Genomic DNA, 15,246 nt, shown 5'->3' with positions numbered 1-15,246 from the left:
GCTGGGGCAAAAAACTCAAAACAACATCAAACACCCGCCCGAGTCACCCCGGTCAGGTGTTTTGTTTTTCGATAAATGAAGTTGGGACACAGAATTCAATGTGTTCTTGCAGATTAATAAATTCACCTGGCAAAAGTCCGCCGTATTCACCATCGATGTTGAGCTGCATTTTTTCTTCGGTGTCCACTTTGATATGCTTTGCTTGGGTGTAGATCACGTGCTTATCCTCAAGGTGTGCACCACGTAAAGCCAGTGTCGCAATTCGAATGAATTCAGCAAGGTTAGCTTCCTTCAAAATGATGAGGTCAAAATAACCATCATTCAGTTTTGCAGTCGGAGCGAGTTTTTCAAAACCGCCCACTGAATTTGAGTTGGACACGAGGAACAGCATAATGTTCTCATCAAAAACGTTTCCATCGTATTCGATCCGCGCCCGAATCGGTTTCAGTGAGGGCAGCATCTCAATCCCCTTCATATAATACGCCAGTTGGCCCAGCATGGTTTTCAGTTTAATGGGCACATCATAGGTGAGTTCTGTCAGTTTGCCGCCGCCTGCGATATTAATGAAATATTGCTCGTTCACACGGCCCACATCCAGTTTCATCGTTTCACCGGCCACAATCACTTCAAGTGCTTTTTTAATATCGCGGGGAATATTTAAGGCTCTAGCAAAGTCGTTGGTCGTTCCGCCTGGAAGGATGCCCAATTTAGGCCGCCATTCCTGTTCACTGATCCCATTAATGACCTCGTTAATCGTGCCATCACCACCAGCAGCAACCACGAGATCAAACTTCCGCTCCACAGCTGTTCGCGCCGCATGAATGGCATCACTTTCCCCAATGGTGGCATGGGCACTTGCCTCATACCCAGCGATTTCCAACTGCTCAAGCACATGTGCGAGTTCCTTTTTAAGTAACTCTCGCCCTGATGTAGGGTTATATATAACACGGGCTCGTTTCAAAAAGATCCCTCCAATTTCAGACATAAGCGGCGGCTGCCGGTTTGTTCAGCAGCCGCTCCTCCCATGTCACCGTTGATCCATTTCTCGCTTGAGAATTTTATTGACCATAGGCGGATTGGCCTGGCCTTTAGTTGCTTTCATGACCTGTCCAACCAGGAATCCAAGAGCCCGGTCTTTACCGTTTTTATAGTCTATAATGGATTGTTCATTTTCATCCAGAATCTTCGTAATGATCGGGGTCAATTCGCTTTCATCAGAAATCTGTACAAGACCTTTTTCCTTAACGATTTTCTCAGGATCGCCACCTTTTTCAACAAGCTCAGCAAAGACTTTCTTTGCGATTTTGGATGAAATGGTGCCGTCTTCGATTAACTTGATCATCTTGCCAAGTGATTCAGGGGTAATCGCAAGCTCATTCAATTCTTTAAGATGTTTGTTCATATAGCCTGAGATCTCGCCCATCAGCCAGTTGGACGCTTGCTTAATATCGGCGCCTTCTGCAACGGCCCCTTCAAAGAAGTCAGCCATTTCCTTGGAATTGGTCAAGACTTCTGCGTCATACTCCGGCAACCCAAGTTCCTCAACAAACCGCTGTTTACGGGCATCCGGCAATTCCGGAATGGACTGACGGATCCGTTCTTTCCATGCTTCATCAATATATAACGGCACAAGGTCTGGTTCCGGGAAATAACGGTAGTCATCTGAACCTTCTTTAACACGCATTAGAATAGTTTCTTTTGTTTTCTCGTCATAGCGGCGGGTTTCCTGACCGATGACACCGCCTGATAAAAGTTCTTTTTCCTGACGTTTTTCCTCAAATTCAAGACCTTTTTGCACAAAAGTGAACGAGTTTAGGTTCTTTAATTCCGTCTTGGTTCCGAATGCCTCCTGACCAATTGGACGCAAGGAAAGGTTCGCATCACAGCGCAGTGAGCCTTCCTGCATCTTACAATCAGAGACACCAGTATACTGGATAATATTCTTCAATTTCTCCAAGTAGGCATACGCTTCTTCCGGTGAACGCATGTCGGGTTCTGAGACAATTTCAATTAATGGTGCGCCCTGACGGTTGAAGTCAACAAGTGAATAACCATCGTCACCGTGTGTCAGCTTACCGGCATCTTCCTCTAAGTGCAGACGGGTAATGCCGATGCGCTTTTTGCGCCCGCCAACTTCAATTTCAATCCAGCCATTTTCGCCGATCGGTTTATCGAATTGCGAGATCTGATAGGCTTTCGGGTTGTCCGGATAGAAATAATTCTTCCGGTCAAATTTCGTATCTGTCGCAATGTCACAATTAAGCGCCATAGCTGCTTTCATGGCAAAATTCACAGCTTCCTCGTTCAAAACCGGCAATGTTCCTGGATACCCAAGGTCAATCGGGTTCACATTGCTGTTCGGTTGATCGCCAAACGCATTCGGGCTCGAGCTGAAGATTTTAGAATCGGTTTTGAGTTCAACGTGGACTTCAAGTCCGATAATCGTTTCAAAGTTCATTATGCGTCACCTCCAAGATGAGGCTTTTTAAGACAAAATTCTGTCGCCTGTTCATAGGCATAAGCCGCTTCATAGACGGTTCCTTCAGCGAATGGTCGTCCAATGATTTGCAAGCCAATTGGCAAGCCATCCTCCGAAAATCCACCCGGAACGGACAATGCCGGGTTTCCGGCCAAGTTCACAGGAATGGTTAAAATGTCGTTTGCATACATAGTCAGCGGATCGTCTATTTTTTCCCCGATTTTAAAAGCCGTTGTCGGTGCGGTCGGTCCAACAATTACATCATAGTTGGCCAACACTTCGTCAAAGTCACGTTTGATCAACGTGCGAACCTGCTGGGCTTTTTTGTAATACGCATCGTAATACCCGGAGCTGAGTGCAAATGTTCCAAGCATGATCCGGCGTTTCACTTCATCGCCAAACCCTTCACTGCGGGACATTTTAAACATATCAATCATGTTTTCAGCTTTCTCGGAACGTACACCATACCGGACACCGTCAAAACGGGCGAGGTTGGCTGATGCTTCTGATGAGGACAATAAGTAATAGGCTGCAACCGCATATTTTGAGTGGGGCAGGGATACTTCTTCCCATGTCGCTCCCATGGATTCATACGTTTTTAAGGCGTTTAAAATCGTATTTCTGACTTCTTCGGAAACACCTTCACCCAAATATTCTTTTGGAACAGCGATTTTCAAACCCTTTATGTCTCCGTTCAAAGAAGAGGTGTAATCAGGAACTTCGACATCTGCACTGGTCGCATCCATCTTGTCATGTCCTGCGATCACCTCTAGAACCCGGGCGTTATCGGTAACACGGCGTGTGATGGGACCAATTTGATCAAGTGAAGAAGCAAAGGCTACCAGTCCGTAACGGGACACACGGCCATATGTCGGTTTCATACCTACAACACCACAGAAAGAGGCCGGCTGTCTGATAGAGCCACCTGTGTCAGATCCAAGGGCAAACAAGACTTCACCAGCTGCAACAGATGCTGCACTGCCACCACTTGAACCGCCTGGCACGCGCTCAAGGTCCCATGGATTACGTGTTGGTGTAAAACTGGAATTCTCGTTGGATGAGCCCATGGCGAACTCATCAAGATTTAATTTACCGATTGTCACCGACTGATGATGCTTTAGCTTTTGGATAGCTGTTGCGTCATACAAAGGATCGTTAAAGTTTTTCAAAAATTGGCTGGCACACGTTAATGGCTGACCTTGAATGGCAATGTTATCTTTAATGCCTGCAGGAATACCAAATAACTTGGCCTGTGCATCATGCCCATTTTCATCCAGTTTGCGGGCATTTTCCCGTGCTTGTTCTTCATTCAGGGATAAAAAAGCCTGGACTTTGCTGTCAACTTCCTGAATTCTGCTGTAAGACGTATCGACAAGGTCCTGGGCTGTGATTTCTTTGGTATGTAACTTCTCTTCAAGTTCTTTAAAGCTTAAATCAAATAATGACATCGTTGTCCCTCCCTATTCCAGGATTGATGGTACTTTGAATTGACCGTTATGTGCATCAGGTGCATTTTCCAGAGCGGCGTCACGGTGTTCCCATTTTTTCGCTTCGTCTTCCCGCATCACATTTTTCAAATCAAGTACATGCGTTGTCGGTTCTACACCTTCTGTATCCAATTCATTTAACTGTTCAGCATAACTGATAATATTGTCCAGGTCTTTAGCAAAGACATCTGCTTCATCTTCAGTGATCGCAAGCCTCGCCAAGTCGGCCACGTGCATGACTTGATCCCGAGTAATATGAGCCATGAACAGCACCTCCATTTATTATGTTTAATCGTTTATAGACAGTTTAACCAAATAACTGTATCACCTATCAGTTTTCCGCTAAAAAAACTGATGCAACACTATTGATAATAGCAGAATGAACGCCTCTTTAGCAACTATTGACAGTCGCACAGCGCATCCCAGAGCAAAAAAAGACCTGAAACAGCAACAGCTATTTCAGGCAAAAACATCATATAGTAATAGGGTAAAAAAACTACTACCAGCACTTCATAGGCTATGAAGCGGTGGTAACGCCATCTTGAATGATGATTGGCGGTTCACGCTCAATCGTTTGATCCGTGTAATGGCCTGTTGTTAGTGACAATGCAACTGTCAGCATGGACCCCAGCAAAATTGCTGCAACAAATTTCTTCATTTATATCCCCCTTTATATGTCAACAAGCTCCTCATAATTCACATTAGCAAGCTTGTAATACTTAGATGCTTCCTTATATTTCTTCTGGCTTTCGAAATGATCAGCTATCATTCTTGTATAAGTTACAAGGTTTGCATAATCCTTATTTTTGCGCAGATAAGGTAAGAAATCGTCTTTAATGATTGATTCGAACTTTTCTATCTCATCATTTAACGCATAATCATATGTGTAGGTTGTAAAGTAAAAATACTTATATTCGTCGTTATACATATTTGTATCAAGTAATTCCTTATTTTTTTTAATCATTTCTTTGGCTTCTTTTAATTTATTAAGACTATGGTATTCCCTAATGAGAGCTGTGGTAGCCGCTATTTTCTCAATAAGTTGTACATCATCAGCGAATGCTACCTCCTCATAATGGTTAATGGCTTCGGTTGGATTCCCTTGCACTGAGTGTAAATAACCAAGATTTTGATTGGACAACTGTATAATTTGTTTATTGTTAACCATCTCACCCAAATGCTTTGCCAGATTCTGGTTTTTAATTGCCTTATCATACATTTTTAGTCGTCTATATGCGATTCCCAATAAAATATGACAATGTGCACATCTAGTGAAATTATAAGATTTTTGATAAACATCTAATGCTGGTTCTGTATACTCAATAGTTTCCAAGGTTTGCCGCAATTTGCTATGAGAAACTGCAATTGTATATTGCGTATCGGCGACTTCCTCATCTTCTAATTCCATCCGCTTCATATTTTCTTCAGCGAGTTCATATAACCTGAGAGCTTCTACATGGTCTCCAGTAAGTGAATAGTAGTTGCCTCTAAATTTATACCAGTAATATTTTTGAAGCAGATCAAAACTATCATCAATTTTTTTTAGTTTATTGATTTGAACCAGCGCTTCATCATACTCTGCAAAAATCAAGTAATATTTAATCTGATGAATTTCAAACAATAAATGTGCTTTCAGTCTGCTGATGCTCAGCATTTGTACAATTTCTTCGTATAAGTATTTAATTTTGTCTCTGTTTTGCATATCTCTTAATAAAGAACACCATTCAAGAACTTTTTCATGCAAACGCTCATCAACGTCGACATCTGCTTCTATCCCAAGTCGGGCACATAACATTTCAACGATGTCCACGCTTGGAGTGGTGCGTTCGTTTTCTATTTTTGACAGGTAAGACATGGATACGATGCCTTCAGCTAGATTTTCCTGGGTCATGCCCTGTTCAAGGCGTGTCCATTTAATTTTTGCTCCTATTCCCATCGCGTTCACACTCTCTTTTGAATTCTTGACGGGTGAACTTTCCTTAACTTTCCTGTATATCTATCATAACATAGATTTAATGGGCTGTTATTGGGAAAGTCAGGGGGTATAAACCCCTTTAAACCCGTTGAAAACTTTCCTACTTTCCTATATCTATGAAAATCGGTTATGAAAACGCCCCTTACATTTATTGCAAGGGGCATTTTAAAGTTATTTGGTTGTTAGCTTATAGCATTTCAGATGTTGACTTGCCTTGCATGTGGTGGATCAGATAATCCGGGCCACCAGCTTTGGAATCTGTTCCTGACATGTTGAATCCGCCAAATGGGTGATAGCCGACGATTGCGGCTGTACAGCCACGGTTAAAGTACAGATTACCGACATGGAAGTCTTGGCGTGCTTGCTCTTGGTGTTCACGGTTGTTCGTGATAACAGCACCAGTCAAGCCATAATCTGTATTGTTCGCAATCTCGATGGCTTCGTCAAAGTTCTTCGCTTTAGCAAGCGCAACGACAGGTCCGAAGATTTCTTCATGCATAATACGTGCATCAGGGTCCAAGTTGCCAAATACAGTTGGGTTTACGAACCAGCCTGTGGAGTCGTCACCTTTACCGCCGGCAAGCAATTCGCCTTCTTTTTCACCGATTTCAATATACCCGGTAATTTTATCATAGGCTGCCTGGTCAATAACCGGACCCATGTATAGGTTGTTTTCATCTGCTGGGTTGCCGACTGTCAATTCGTTTGTCAATTCAACAACACGGTTCTGCACCTGGTCATACACGTCCTCGTGAATGATGGCACGTGAACATGCTGAACACTTCTGGCCTGAGAATCCGAATGCTGACTGAACGATTGACTGAGCTGCTAACTCCAGATCAGCTTCTTTATCTACAACAATTGTATCCTTACCGCCCATTTCAATAATAGTGCGCTTCAGCCACTTCTGGCCTTCCTGAATCTTGGCCGCACGTTCAAAGATGCGTGTGCCGACATCGCGAGAGCCAGTGAAGCTGACAAAGCGGGTGCGCGGATGGTCTACAAGATAGTCGCCAACCTCGCTGCCTGGGCCAGGGATGTAGTTGATGACCCCTGCTGGCATACCTGCTTCTTCAAGAACTTCCATCAATTTATAAGCAATAACCGGTGTAGCGCTTGCCGGTTTCAGAAGCACAGTGTTGCCTGTAACCATGGCAGCAACTGTTGTACCTGTCATAATCGCAAATAGGAAGTTCCAAGGTGAAATTACAACACCGACGCCAAGCGGAATATAATGATACTGGTTAGATTCAATTGGGCGGCTGTTGACTGGTACGCCATCTTTCAATTCAAGCATTTGACGGCCGTAATATTCCAGAAAGTCAATGCCTTCAGCAACGTCGGCATCGGCTTCTTTCCAAGGTTTCCCGCCTTCTTTGATCAAGTGCGCTGTAAATTCAGCTTTACGACGACGAATAATGGCAGCACTCCGGAAAAGGATGTCTGCACGGAATTTCGGGTCAGATTTTCTCCATGTTTCAAACGTTTTATCAGCAACTTGCATGGCTTTTTCAGCCAAATCTTTATCAGCCTTTGAAACATAGCCAACGACCTCTTCTTTGTTGGCAGGGTTGACTGAAACAATTTTATCTTCAGTTGTAATGCGCTCGCCGCCAATGATCAGCGGGTATTCTTTGCCCATGTCTGCCTCAACGGCTTTAATCGCTTTCAACAAAGCTTGTTTGTTCTCTTCAACTGTGAAATCTGTAAACGGTTCGTGTTTATAAGGTACGACCATTTTTTAAAACCTCCCCTTGTTGATCTATAAACCAGCTCAAGTAGATTAGGCCAGTCATTTTCCACTCTATATTTTAACGTATTTCATTAAGTACTTCAATTAAATGCGTTTTCAATTGGTAATATATACGTTTGGTTCATCTTCACCTGCTTTTCGGTAAATGAGACTTTCTGTTCGATTTTCTGATGTGACTTCAATTTGCAAATCATACTGTGTGCCGAATGTTTCTTTAACAAGTCCATATACGTATTGGGTGAACCCAACACTTTCACCTTTGCCGTAAAACTCGATTGGTATTTCGATATTCAACTGTTTTAGATTCTCATCGATATAAAACCCTTTACCGACATATCCGACATAGTTTGGGAAGAATTCAGCAATGCCCTCGCCAAAACGCTTCATCATTTGATAATCATCAAAATATTTTTCCTCAGCTTCTTTGGAAGGGAATAAAATATTTTCTTCCTTGACCTGTTCCCAATCCCCAACCATTCTTCCGGGCGGCTCAGCATAGGTAACGGCTTCGTAGTTTCCCGGTACAGGTGAGGCCTGGTCTTCTTCTTGGTACAAAGCAATCATGATTGGTACGTTTTGAAGTTCTTCGTTTTTGCGCAATTCTTCAAGAATGGCTTGGGCGTCTTCTTTTCCGGCCTGAAGTGCTTTTTTCTTATCCAGCTTTTTGGAGTATTGGTGACCATCGACTGTAAAATGGTAGACAGACTTTAGGGCGAGGGCGATTGATACACCAACGACTTCTACAGTATTATCTTCATTTTTCTTTAGAAAGTTTTGCTCCAGAATATGAGACAAATAGCGTGGGTTTTCTTTCTGATAATCTGCCTTCGCTTTAAGACTTACATCTTCTTTATCGTCAAATGGGTCTTTATCCGGGTTCAATTGGTCAATTAATGTTTTGACATTTGACAAGTACTGTCCTTCTCTAAAAAAGTACTTCTCCGGATCAAAGTGTGATTTGGAAAGCCGCTTGAGCCCTTCTTCCATTTCATCAATATCGACACGATTGGCTACCTGATCTGTAATCACACCACGCGCCGCGCTTGTTTTGTATGGCAAAATGGTCCGGTAGTTTTCTTCGTTTAACTGGTAACTTGTAACGATCGATGGTTCTTCCTTTGGTTCATCCTCTTTTTCCACGACTTCCTCTTCTTGATTCATATTCGGTACACAGCCTGTCACAACAAGGAACAGGCTCATGATGCCGATTGCGAGTTTTTTCATATTATGTCGCTCCCTATGCATTCAGGACGTCTTGGAGTTTCGTCTCGTCCCAAATGTCGATCCCTAATTCACGTGCTTTCTCATATTTTGATCCGGCTGCTTCTCCGGCAATGACAATATCAGTGTTCGCACTCACACTGCCTGTGACAGATCCGCCCATAGCTTCGATTGTTTCCTTAAGCTCATTCCGTGTGTAATTCTCCAGTTTCCCGGTCAGAACAACTGTTTTGTCATTAAAAGGTGAATCAGCTTCAGGCGCACTGAGCTCAGGCCCTTTATAGATCATATTGACGTCCAGCTGTTTCAGATCTTCAAGCAATTCTGTTACATGTGGCTCGGCAAAATAGCGTACGACTGAATCCGCCATTTTTTCTCCGATTTCATCGACAGCAACCAAGTCATCGTAAGTTGCCTCCGAAAGAGCATCCATTGTCCGAAAATGTGCAGCAAGGGTCTTTGCGGCTTTGGCGCCAATAAAACGGATCCCGAGGCCAAAAAGCAATTTTTCCAAAGAATTATTTTTGGACACTTCGATGGCATTCAATAGGTTTGTGGCTGATTTTTCGCCCATCCGCTCCAGCTCCAATAAGGAAGGTTTTTGTAGCCGATAAATATCGGATATGGTTTGAACAAGCTTCTCTTTGAAAAGCTGTGCAATGACCTTCTCACCCAGTCCGTCTATATTCATGGCATCCCTTGAGACAAAATGGATGAGCCCTTCCTGAAGTTGGGCCGGACAATCCGGGTTGATGCAGCGGAGTGCAACCTCATCTTCCAGATGAACCAGCTCACTGCCGCATGCTGGACAGTCATCAGGCATGGCGTAGGGTTCAGCATCTTCCGCACGTTTTTCCATAATCACACGAATGACTTCCGGAATAATGTCGCCTGCTTTTTTAATCGCAACAGCATCCCCAATCCGGATGTCTTTTTCCTCGATAAAATCAGCATTATGCAGTGACGCCCGCTGCACAGTCGTCCCTGCAACTTTGACAGGGGTCAAAATCGCTGTTGGGGTCACGACACCGGTGCGTCCCACACTCAGTTCAATGCCAGTCAGAGTGGTCACAGCTTCCTCAGCAGGGAATTTATAAGCAATCGCCCAGCGCGGGCTGCGGGCAGTGTAGCCCAATGTCTCCTGCTGTTCAAGATTGTCAACTTTAATCACAATGCCATCAATTTCATAATTGAGCTCTGGGCGTTCGACCGTCCATTTGTTCACATAATCAATGACGTCATCAATGGTGGCACATTTCTTCCATTCGGGATTGGTTTTAAATCCGAGTGACTTTAAATAATCCAGTCGTTCACTGTGTGCTTCGAGCTCACCGTCTTCCCATTCGCCTACACCATATAAGAAGATATCCAGATTGCGGCGGGCAGCAATTTTCGGATCAAGCTGACGCAGAGATCCCGCTGCCGCATTACGCGGATTCGCAAACGGCTCTTCACCGCGTTCATCCCGATCTTTGTTCAGGCCTAGAAAAGACTTGTGCGGCATAAACGCTTCACCGCGCACTTCTATCGTTGTCTGATCCTTGACTTTTAGCGGTATCGACCGGATCGTGCGCAGGTTGCTTGTTATATCTTCACCTGTTGTGCCGTCTCCTCGTGTTGCCCCGCGGACGAATTGTCCATTTTCATATGTCAGAGACACTGCCAGCCCGTCAATCTTCAATTCACAGACATAGGTGATGTCTGAATCGACACCCTGGCGGACACGGCGGTCAAAATCCCTGAGTTCCTGTTCGTTAAAGGCATTGCCGAGGCTGAGCATCGGCACACGGTGCTGTACTTTTTCAAACGCGTCAACTGGCTCCGCACCCACACGCTGGGAAGGTGAATCCGGTGTGACGAGGTCCGGGTATTCCGCTTCCAGATCAAGCAGCCGGCGCATGGTTTGATCATATTCTGCGTCAGTTACTGATGGATCGTCCAGCACAAAGTAATCATGGTTATACTGTCTAAGCAACTCCCGCAAATGATTGATTTCTTTTTCTGCATCTTGTTTGTTCATTTTTTGCCATGTCACTCCTTACTGCTTTGTAATCGGGGCAAACTGAGCCAGCACACGCTTCAAACCGGTCGGCGCAGGAAAAGCGATATCCAATTCCATTGCATCGCCTTCACCCTGGACTTTCACCACCGTACCTGTTCCCCATTTTTTGTGATTCAGTTTATCTCCGGGTGCCCAAACTTCTGATTCTGCTCCGGTTGTTCGTACTTTTCTAGCGGCGCGTTTCGGTTTGGGCTTTTCGGGGGCGAACCCGCTGCCTGTTTGCGAAGAACGGCTGCCGAACATCGTTTGTTGGGCTTCTTCTATGCCTTCGATTAAATGTTCCGGTATTTCACTGATAAACCGGCTGATCGGGTTCATATTCGTCCTGCCATATAGCGTACGCATTTTCGCATTTGTCATGTATAGCTCCTGCTCTGCTCGGGTGATACCGACATAAGCAAGACGGCGCTCTTCCTCTAGCTCTTCTTCATCAAAAATTGACCGGCTGTGGGGAAAGACGTTTTCCTCCATTCCAATCAAAAAGACAACCGGGAATTCCAGGCCTTTAGCTGAATGCAGCGTCATGAGCGTAATTTTTTCTTCATGATCGGGATCATTAGCATCAACCCGGTCAATATCCGCAATCAAAGCGAGGTCTGTCAAAAAGGCCACAAGTGTTTTATCTTCACTGGATTCTTCAAATGACTTTGTAACGGTCATGAATTCCTCCAGGTTCTCAAGACGTGATTGGGCTTCAATGGTCCGTTCATTTTTCAGCATCGTTTCATAGCCTGTCCGCTCCAGAACCGCTTCCACCATGTCTGTTGCTGTCAGGAATTCCTGTTGCTGGGACAGGGATTTGATCAGGCCTGAGAATTCTGCCAGTGCCTGAGCTGCCTTCTTCGGAACACCTGTGAAATCCACTTCTTTTGTCGCTGTAAACAAAGAAATATCATGTGCATTCGCATAGGCCCGCAGCCGTTCAATCGATGTAGCACCGATGCCCCGCTTGGGCTCGTTCACCACCCGTTCGAAACTGATGTCATCATCAGGGTTGACGATCAGGCGCAAATACGCGGTCATGTCCTTGATTTCCTTGCGCTCATAGAACTTGGTGCCGCCGATCAGCTGATAGTTCATATTGGATTTCATGAGTGTTTCCTCAATCGCACGGGACTGCGCATTTGTCCGGTATAAAATGGCGATCTCTGCAGGCGTGAATCCGCCTGATCCTGTCAGTTCCTGAATCTTTTCAGTCACAAAGAACGCTTCTTCCTGTTCAGTGGATCCTTGATAGTAATGAATGTTTTTGCCGCTGGGATTGTCTGTCCACAGATTCTTTGGCTTGCGGCCGGTGTTGTTGTCTATAACGGTGTTTGCTGCTTCAAGAATCGCTTTCGTCGACCGGTAATTCTGCTCCAAAAAGATCGTCTCTGCCGACGGATAATCCTTTTCAAACGTTAGGATGTTCTGGATGTCCGCACCTCGCCAGCGATAAATCGATTGATCGGAATCGCCGACCACACACAGGTTCTGAAACCTCGCTGCCAGAAGCTTCACGAGCTGGTACTGGGCATGGTTGGTATCCTGATACTCGTCCACATGGATGTATTGGAAACGGCGCTGATAGTACTCAAGCACTTCAGGCACACGGTTGAACAGCTGAATCGTCTGCATGATCAGGTCGTCGAAATCGAGTGCCTCATTCTTTTGCAATGTTTTCTGATAGTTTTCATAGACTTGCGCCACTTGACGCTCATAAAAATTGCCAACTTCCGCGCTGTATTTTTCAGGTGTGATCAGTTCGTTCTTGGCAGAACTGATCTGCCCGAGCATCGCCCGCGGCTCAAATTTTTTCGGGTCGATATTAAGGTTTTTAAGAATTTGTTTAATGACCGACAGCTGATCCCTGAATCCAGTATTGAAAAGTTGCGGTTATACCCGATTCGATCGATATCCCGTCTTAAAATACGCACACACATCGAATGAAAGGTGGAGACCCACATATATGCGCCTTCCGGACCGACAAGGCGTGCCACCCTGTCTTTCATTTCACGGGCCGCCTTATTGGTAAACGTAATCGCCAGCACATTGCGCGGGGCGACATCCTTTTCATCGAGCAAGTAAGCAATTCGGTGTGTCAGCACACGCGTCTTGCCGCTTCCAGCCCCTGCCATAATCAGTAAAGGACCGTCTGTATGCTGAACAGCTTCCTGCTGCTCTTTATTCAAACCTTTCAGTAATTCATGCATTTGATCACACACCTTCCTTTATGACATACCCTGAACGGCTTTAACCGTTTTAAGGGCCTGTTTTAAATTCGTGTATAAACTGTTGCCGACCACGACGATATCTGCATAGGTCTTCATCTCTTGTGCCTGCTCTGGTGTTATAATTCCTCCCCCATAGACCAAAAGGGTTTCATCCAATTCATTGCTGACCCGCTCCACCAGACCGGGATCCCCATATGTACCACTGTACTCCATGTAAAAAATCGGCAAACGAAACATCCGCTCTGCCATATAAGCATAGGTCAGAACATCGTCTTCATCCGGCATCAGACAGTTCGTATGTGTGAAGGCTTTTGCATCTTCATTTAAAATACAGTAGCCTTCCATCATAATCTCTTCCCAGTTCATCATCGGCTTGAACGTTTTAATCGCTTCGTGCTGAACATCCATCATCCATTTCTTATCTTGGCTGTTCATCACCATCGGGATGAAATAGTAATCAAAGCCCGGTGTCACTGATTCGACATTGGATATTTCCAGAATGCACGGCACAGTGTGACGGCGAATGCGCGACAGCAAATCAAGCACACCATCAAGCGTCACATCATCTGTTCCGCCAACAATGACCGCATCAGTGCCCGATTCACACACCGCATCCAGCGCTTCATCCGAAATCTCTTTCGCCGGATCCAGCTTAAATATATGTTTCCACTCATTCATTGCATAGTTCAACAGCTGACGCCTCCATCATTGTAGTACGTTCATTCATTATAACAAAAAAGCACCTGTTTGGGGTGCCTGATATCTTTCACAGATAACTTATGAGGAATCAAAAGCGCAGGCGCCTTGCTCACCCCCGAAAAGCATAAGCAAGAACGTGCAGTGGCGGTCTGTGCCACGGAGCGTTCTTGCTTATGACTCGAGGGGGTAGGCGCCGGAGCTGGAGGAATCAAAAGCGCAGGCGTCTTGCTCACCCCCGAAAAGCATAAGCAAGAACGTACAGTGACGGCACTAATATTTTTCTGTACATTAAAAAACAGGTGCAAACAAGAATTGGCCTTCTGTTTGCACCTGTTTTATTTAACATATAATATCTTGTGGTTCTTTGTCACGGTTCAGAAATGCCCTCACTTCCTTGGGCGTCAGCCCGAACGCTTTGGCTTCCCTTAACAGCTCGACCCATTCTTCATCGTATACATGTTTGTAAGTTACCTTTTCCACATTCCCGCCCCATATCCCCTGGAAATCCAGCCGTCATCGTGTAAAGTTAAACATTAGACCTGTGATTTTGCGTCGTCATTTTTCAATGAGTTTGCCCTTGTCAGGGAATGTTCTACTGAGACTATTATACTATAGAAAGGATGTTTATTTTCTGTCTTCTTTTGTCAATCGTGTACTAGTTTTGTCACGTTTGTGACGATAATTCCCGTTAACCCGCTTTGAGGGCTCTTTTCCTCTGATAGACTGCTATGAACAGACCAGCTGCCAGGGTCAAAAGACCTGCCAGTAAAAACATGAACATGGATGTTGCTGTGTACGGCAGTTTAAAACCAGATGTGCCGCTGTCGATCATACCATCAATGTAGGCGGTATCTGTTCCGCTTGCTATGGCATCTCCTTCTGCTTTAAGGACAAAAGAAAAGGAAGTGTTAAGGCCCTGAAATTCATTTCCCAAATGTTCCGGAAAGCGGATGGTGACATCCAGCGTTTCCTGTGATTTTGACTGCAAGCTGCCCGTAACCTTTGAAAAATCCGCGAGTTTTCCATTGTACAATTCATCTGTGTCTTGTTTAATTTCAAGCCATAATTCATCAAACAACAAATCTGATGGCTGATTTTTCAGCTGCATGGTATAACTGAAATTCTGAGATCCGTTGTTTTCAACCGTCACTGTTCTCGGCGCCCAATCACCAGGTTTCATATTTTCAATATTAAATAGAGAGCCACTGGGAGAAAGGTCCAGCACAACATCTCTGCTCTCTTCCGTCTCCGCAAAAGCTGTATGTCCCGGCAGCATCAAAACACAGATCCCTAATGCCAGCATCGTGCATACCGATAAGATGTTTTTCAACCCGACCCCTCCTTTTACAACGCCCGT

Annotated in this window: 12 protein-coding genes, 1 pseudogene and 1 riboswitch; all 13 genes and pseudogenes read right to left on the bottom strand. The window is 44.9% G+C overall.

Going from position 1 to position 15,246, the window contains the following annotated elements; genetic code table 11:
- Window positions 1-52: 52 nt before the first annotated feature.
- Window positions 53-961: a diacylglycerol kinase gene (locus tag JNUCC1_RS11360; protein WP_156645621.1), complete on the bottom strand. Its 909-nt coding sequence runs from the start codon at window positions 959-961 to the stop codon at window positions 53-55.
- Between the two features lie 66 nt (window positions 962-1,027).
- Window positions 1,028-2,458 carry an Asp-tRNA(Asn)/Glu-tRNA(Gln) amidotransferase subunit GatB gene (gene gatB, locus JNUCC1_RS11355; RefSeq protein ID WP_156645620.1) on the bottom strand — a complete coding sequence of 477 codons (1,431 nt, stop codon included), beginning with the start codon at window positions 2,456-2,458 and terminating at the stop codon, window positions 1,028-1,030.
- Window positions 2,458-3,927 (bottom strand): Asp-tRNA(Asn)/Glu-tRNA(Gln) amidotransferase subunit GatA, encoded by a 1,470-nt coding sequence (gatA, locus tag JNUCC1_RS11350; RefSeq protein ID WP_156645619.1) that lies wholly within the window; start codon window positions 3,925-3,927, stop codon window positions 2,458-2,460. The genes gatB and gatA overlap by 1 nt, the downstream gene beginning before the upstream one ends.
- 12 nt (window positions 3,928-3,939) lie before the next feature.
- Complete coding sequence (gene gatC / locus JNUCC1_RS11345) at window positions 3,940-4,230, bottom strand: Asp-tRNA(Asn)/Glu-tRNA(Gln) amidotransferase subunit GatC (protein WP_156645618.1); 291 nt, start codon at window positions 4,228-4,230, stop codon at window positions 3,940-3,942.
- Between the two features lie 253 nt (window positions 4,231-4,483).
- Window positions 4,484-4,624, bottom strand: a complete 141-nt coding sequence (locus JNUCC1_RS11340; RefSeq protein WP_156645617.1) for a hypothetical protein — start codon at window positions 4,622-4,624, stop codon at window positions 4,484-4,486.
- Window positions 4,625-4,636: 12 nt separating this feature from the next.
- Entirely contained in the window at window positions 4,637-5,902 is a 1,266-nt protein-coding gene (locus tag JNUCC1_RS11335) for a helix-turn-helix domain-containing protein (RefSeq protein WP_156645616.1), read from the bottom strand.
- 226 nt (window positions 5,903-6,128) lie between these two features.
- A complete protein-coding gene (pruA, locus tag JNUCC1_RS11330) occupies window positions 6,129-7,679 on the bottom strand; it encodes an L-glutamate gamma-semialdehyde dehydrogenase (protein ID WP_156645615.1) in 1,551 nt (516 codons plus the stop codon).
- Between the two features lie 111 nt (window positions 7,680-7,790).
- The gene (locus tag JNUCC1_RS11325; protein ID WP_156645614.1) at window positions 7,791-8,918 is read right to left on the bottom strand and encodes a CamS family sex pheromone protein; all 1,128 of its coding nucleotides are present in this window, start codon (window positions 8,916-8,918) and stop codon (window positions 7,791-7,793) included.
- A 13-nt stretch (window positions 8,919-8,931) separates the two neighbouring features.
- Window positions 8,932-10,935 carry an NAD-dependent DNA ligase LigA gene (gene ligA / locus JNUCC1_RS11320; RefSeq protein WP_156645613.1) on the bottom strand — a complete coding sequence of 668 codons (2,004 nt, stop codon included), beginning with the start codon at window positions 10,933-10,935 and terminating at the stop codon, window positions 8,932-8,934.
- 18 nt (window positions 10,936-10,953) lie between these two features.
- Window positions 10,954-13,169, bottom strand: a pseudogene (gene pcrA, locus JNUCC1_RS19050) (DNA helicase PcrA).
- 18 nt (window positions 13,170-13,187) lie between these two features.
- Window positions 13,188-13,868: a heptaprenylglyceryl phosphate synthase gene (locus JNUCC1_RS11310; protein ID WP_156647092.1), complete on the bottom strand. Its 681-nt coding sequence runs from the start codon at window positions 13,866-13,868 to the stop codon at window positions 13,188-13,190.
- 360 nt (window positions 13,869-14,228) lie between these two features.
- The gene (locus tag JNUCC1_RS19045) at window positions 14,229-14,369 is read right to left on the bottom strand and encodes an anti-repressor SinI family protein (protein WP_331713761.1); all 141 of its coding nucleotides are present in this window, start codon (window positions 14,367-14,369) and stop codon (window positions 14,229-14,231) included.
- Between the two features lie 17 nt (window positions 14,370-14,386).
- A riboswitch (cyclic di-GMP riboswitch) is annotated at window positions 14,387-14,475 on the bottom strand.
- Window positions 14,476-14,577: 102 nt separating this feature from the next.
- Window positions 14,578-15,219: an LPXTG cell wall anchor domain-containing protein gene (locus tag JNUCC1_RS11300; protein ID WP_156645611.1), complete on the bottom strand. Its 642-nt coding sequence runs from the start codon at window positions 15,217-15,219 to the stop codon at window positions 14,578-14,580.
- Between the last annotated feature and the right edge of the window lie 27 nt (window positions 15,220-15,246).

The sequence above is a fragment of the Lentibacillus sp. JNUCC-1 genome (genome assembly GCF_009741735.1).
GTDB lineage: Bacteria > Bacillota > Bacilli > Bacillales > Amphibacillaceae > Lentibacillus_B.
The sequence above is the reverse complement of the archived record's forward strand: the minus strand, read 5'-3'. Positions and strand labels throughout refer to the sequence as shown.

What these genes read in the sequence shown, in the direction of transcription:
- JNUCC1_RS11340 (WP_156645617.1), bottom strand. Translation starts at nt 4,624, where the DNA reads ATGAAGAAATTTGTTGCAGCAATTTTGCTGGGGTCCATGCTGACAGTT.
- ligA (WP_156645613.1), bottom strand. Translation starts at nt 10,935, where the DNA reads ATGAACAAACAAGATGCAGAAAAAGAAATCAATCATTTGCGGGAGTTG.
- JNUCC1_RS11325 (WP_156645614.1), bottom strand. Translation starts at nt 8,918, where the DNA reads ATGAAAAAACTCGCAATCGGCATCATGAGCCTGTTCCTTGTTGTGACA.
- gatA (WP_156645619.1), bottom strand. Translation starts at nt 3,927, where the DNA reads ATGTCATTATTTGATTTAAGCTTTAAAGAACTTGAAGAGAAGTTACAT.
- JNUCC1_RS11310 (WP_156647092.1), bottom strand. Translation starts at nt 13,868, where the DNA reads ATGAATGAGTGGAAACATATATTTAAGCTGGATCCGGCGAAAGAGATT.
- gatB (WP_156645620.1), bottom strand. Translation starts at nt 2,458, where the DNA reads ATGAACTTTGAAACGATTATCGGACTTGAAGTCCACGTTGAACTCAAA.
- pruA (WP_156645615.1), bottom strand. Translation starts at nt 7,679, where the DNA reads ATGGTCGTACCTTATAAACACGAACCGTTTACAGATTTCACAGTTGAA.
- gatC (WP_156645618.1), bottom strand. Translation starts at nt 4,230, where the DNA reads ATGGCTCATATTACTCGGGATCAAGTCATGCACGTGGCCGACTTGGCG.
- JNUCC1_RS11335 (WP_156645616.1), bottom strand. Translation starts at nt 5,902, where the DNA reads ATGGGAATAGGAGCAAAAATTAAATGGACACGCCTTGAACAGGGCATG.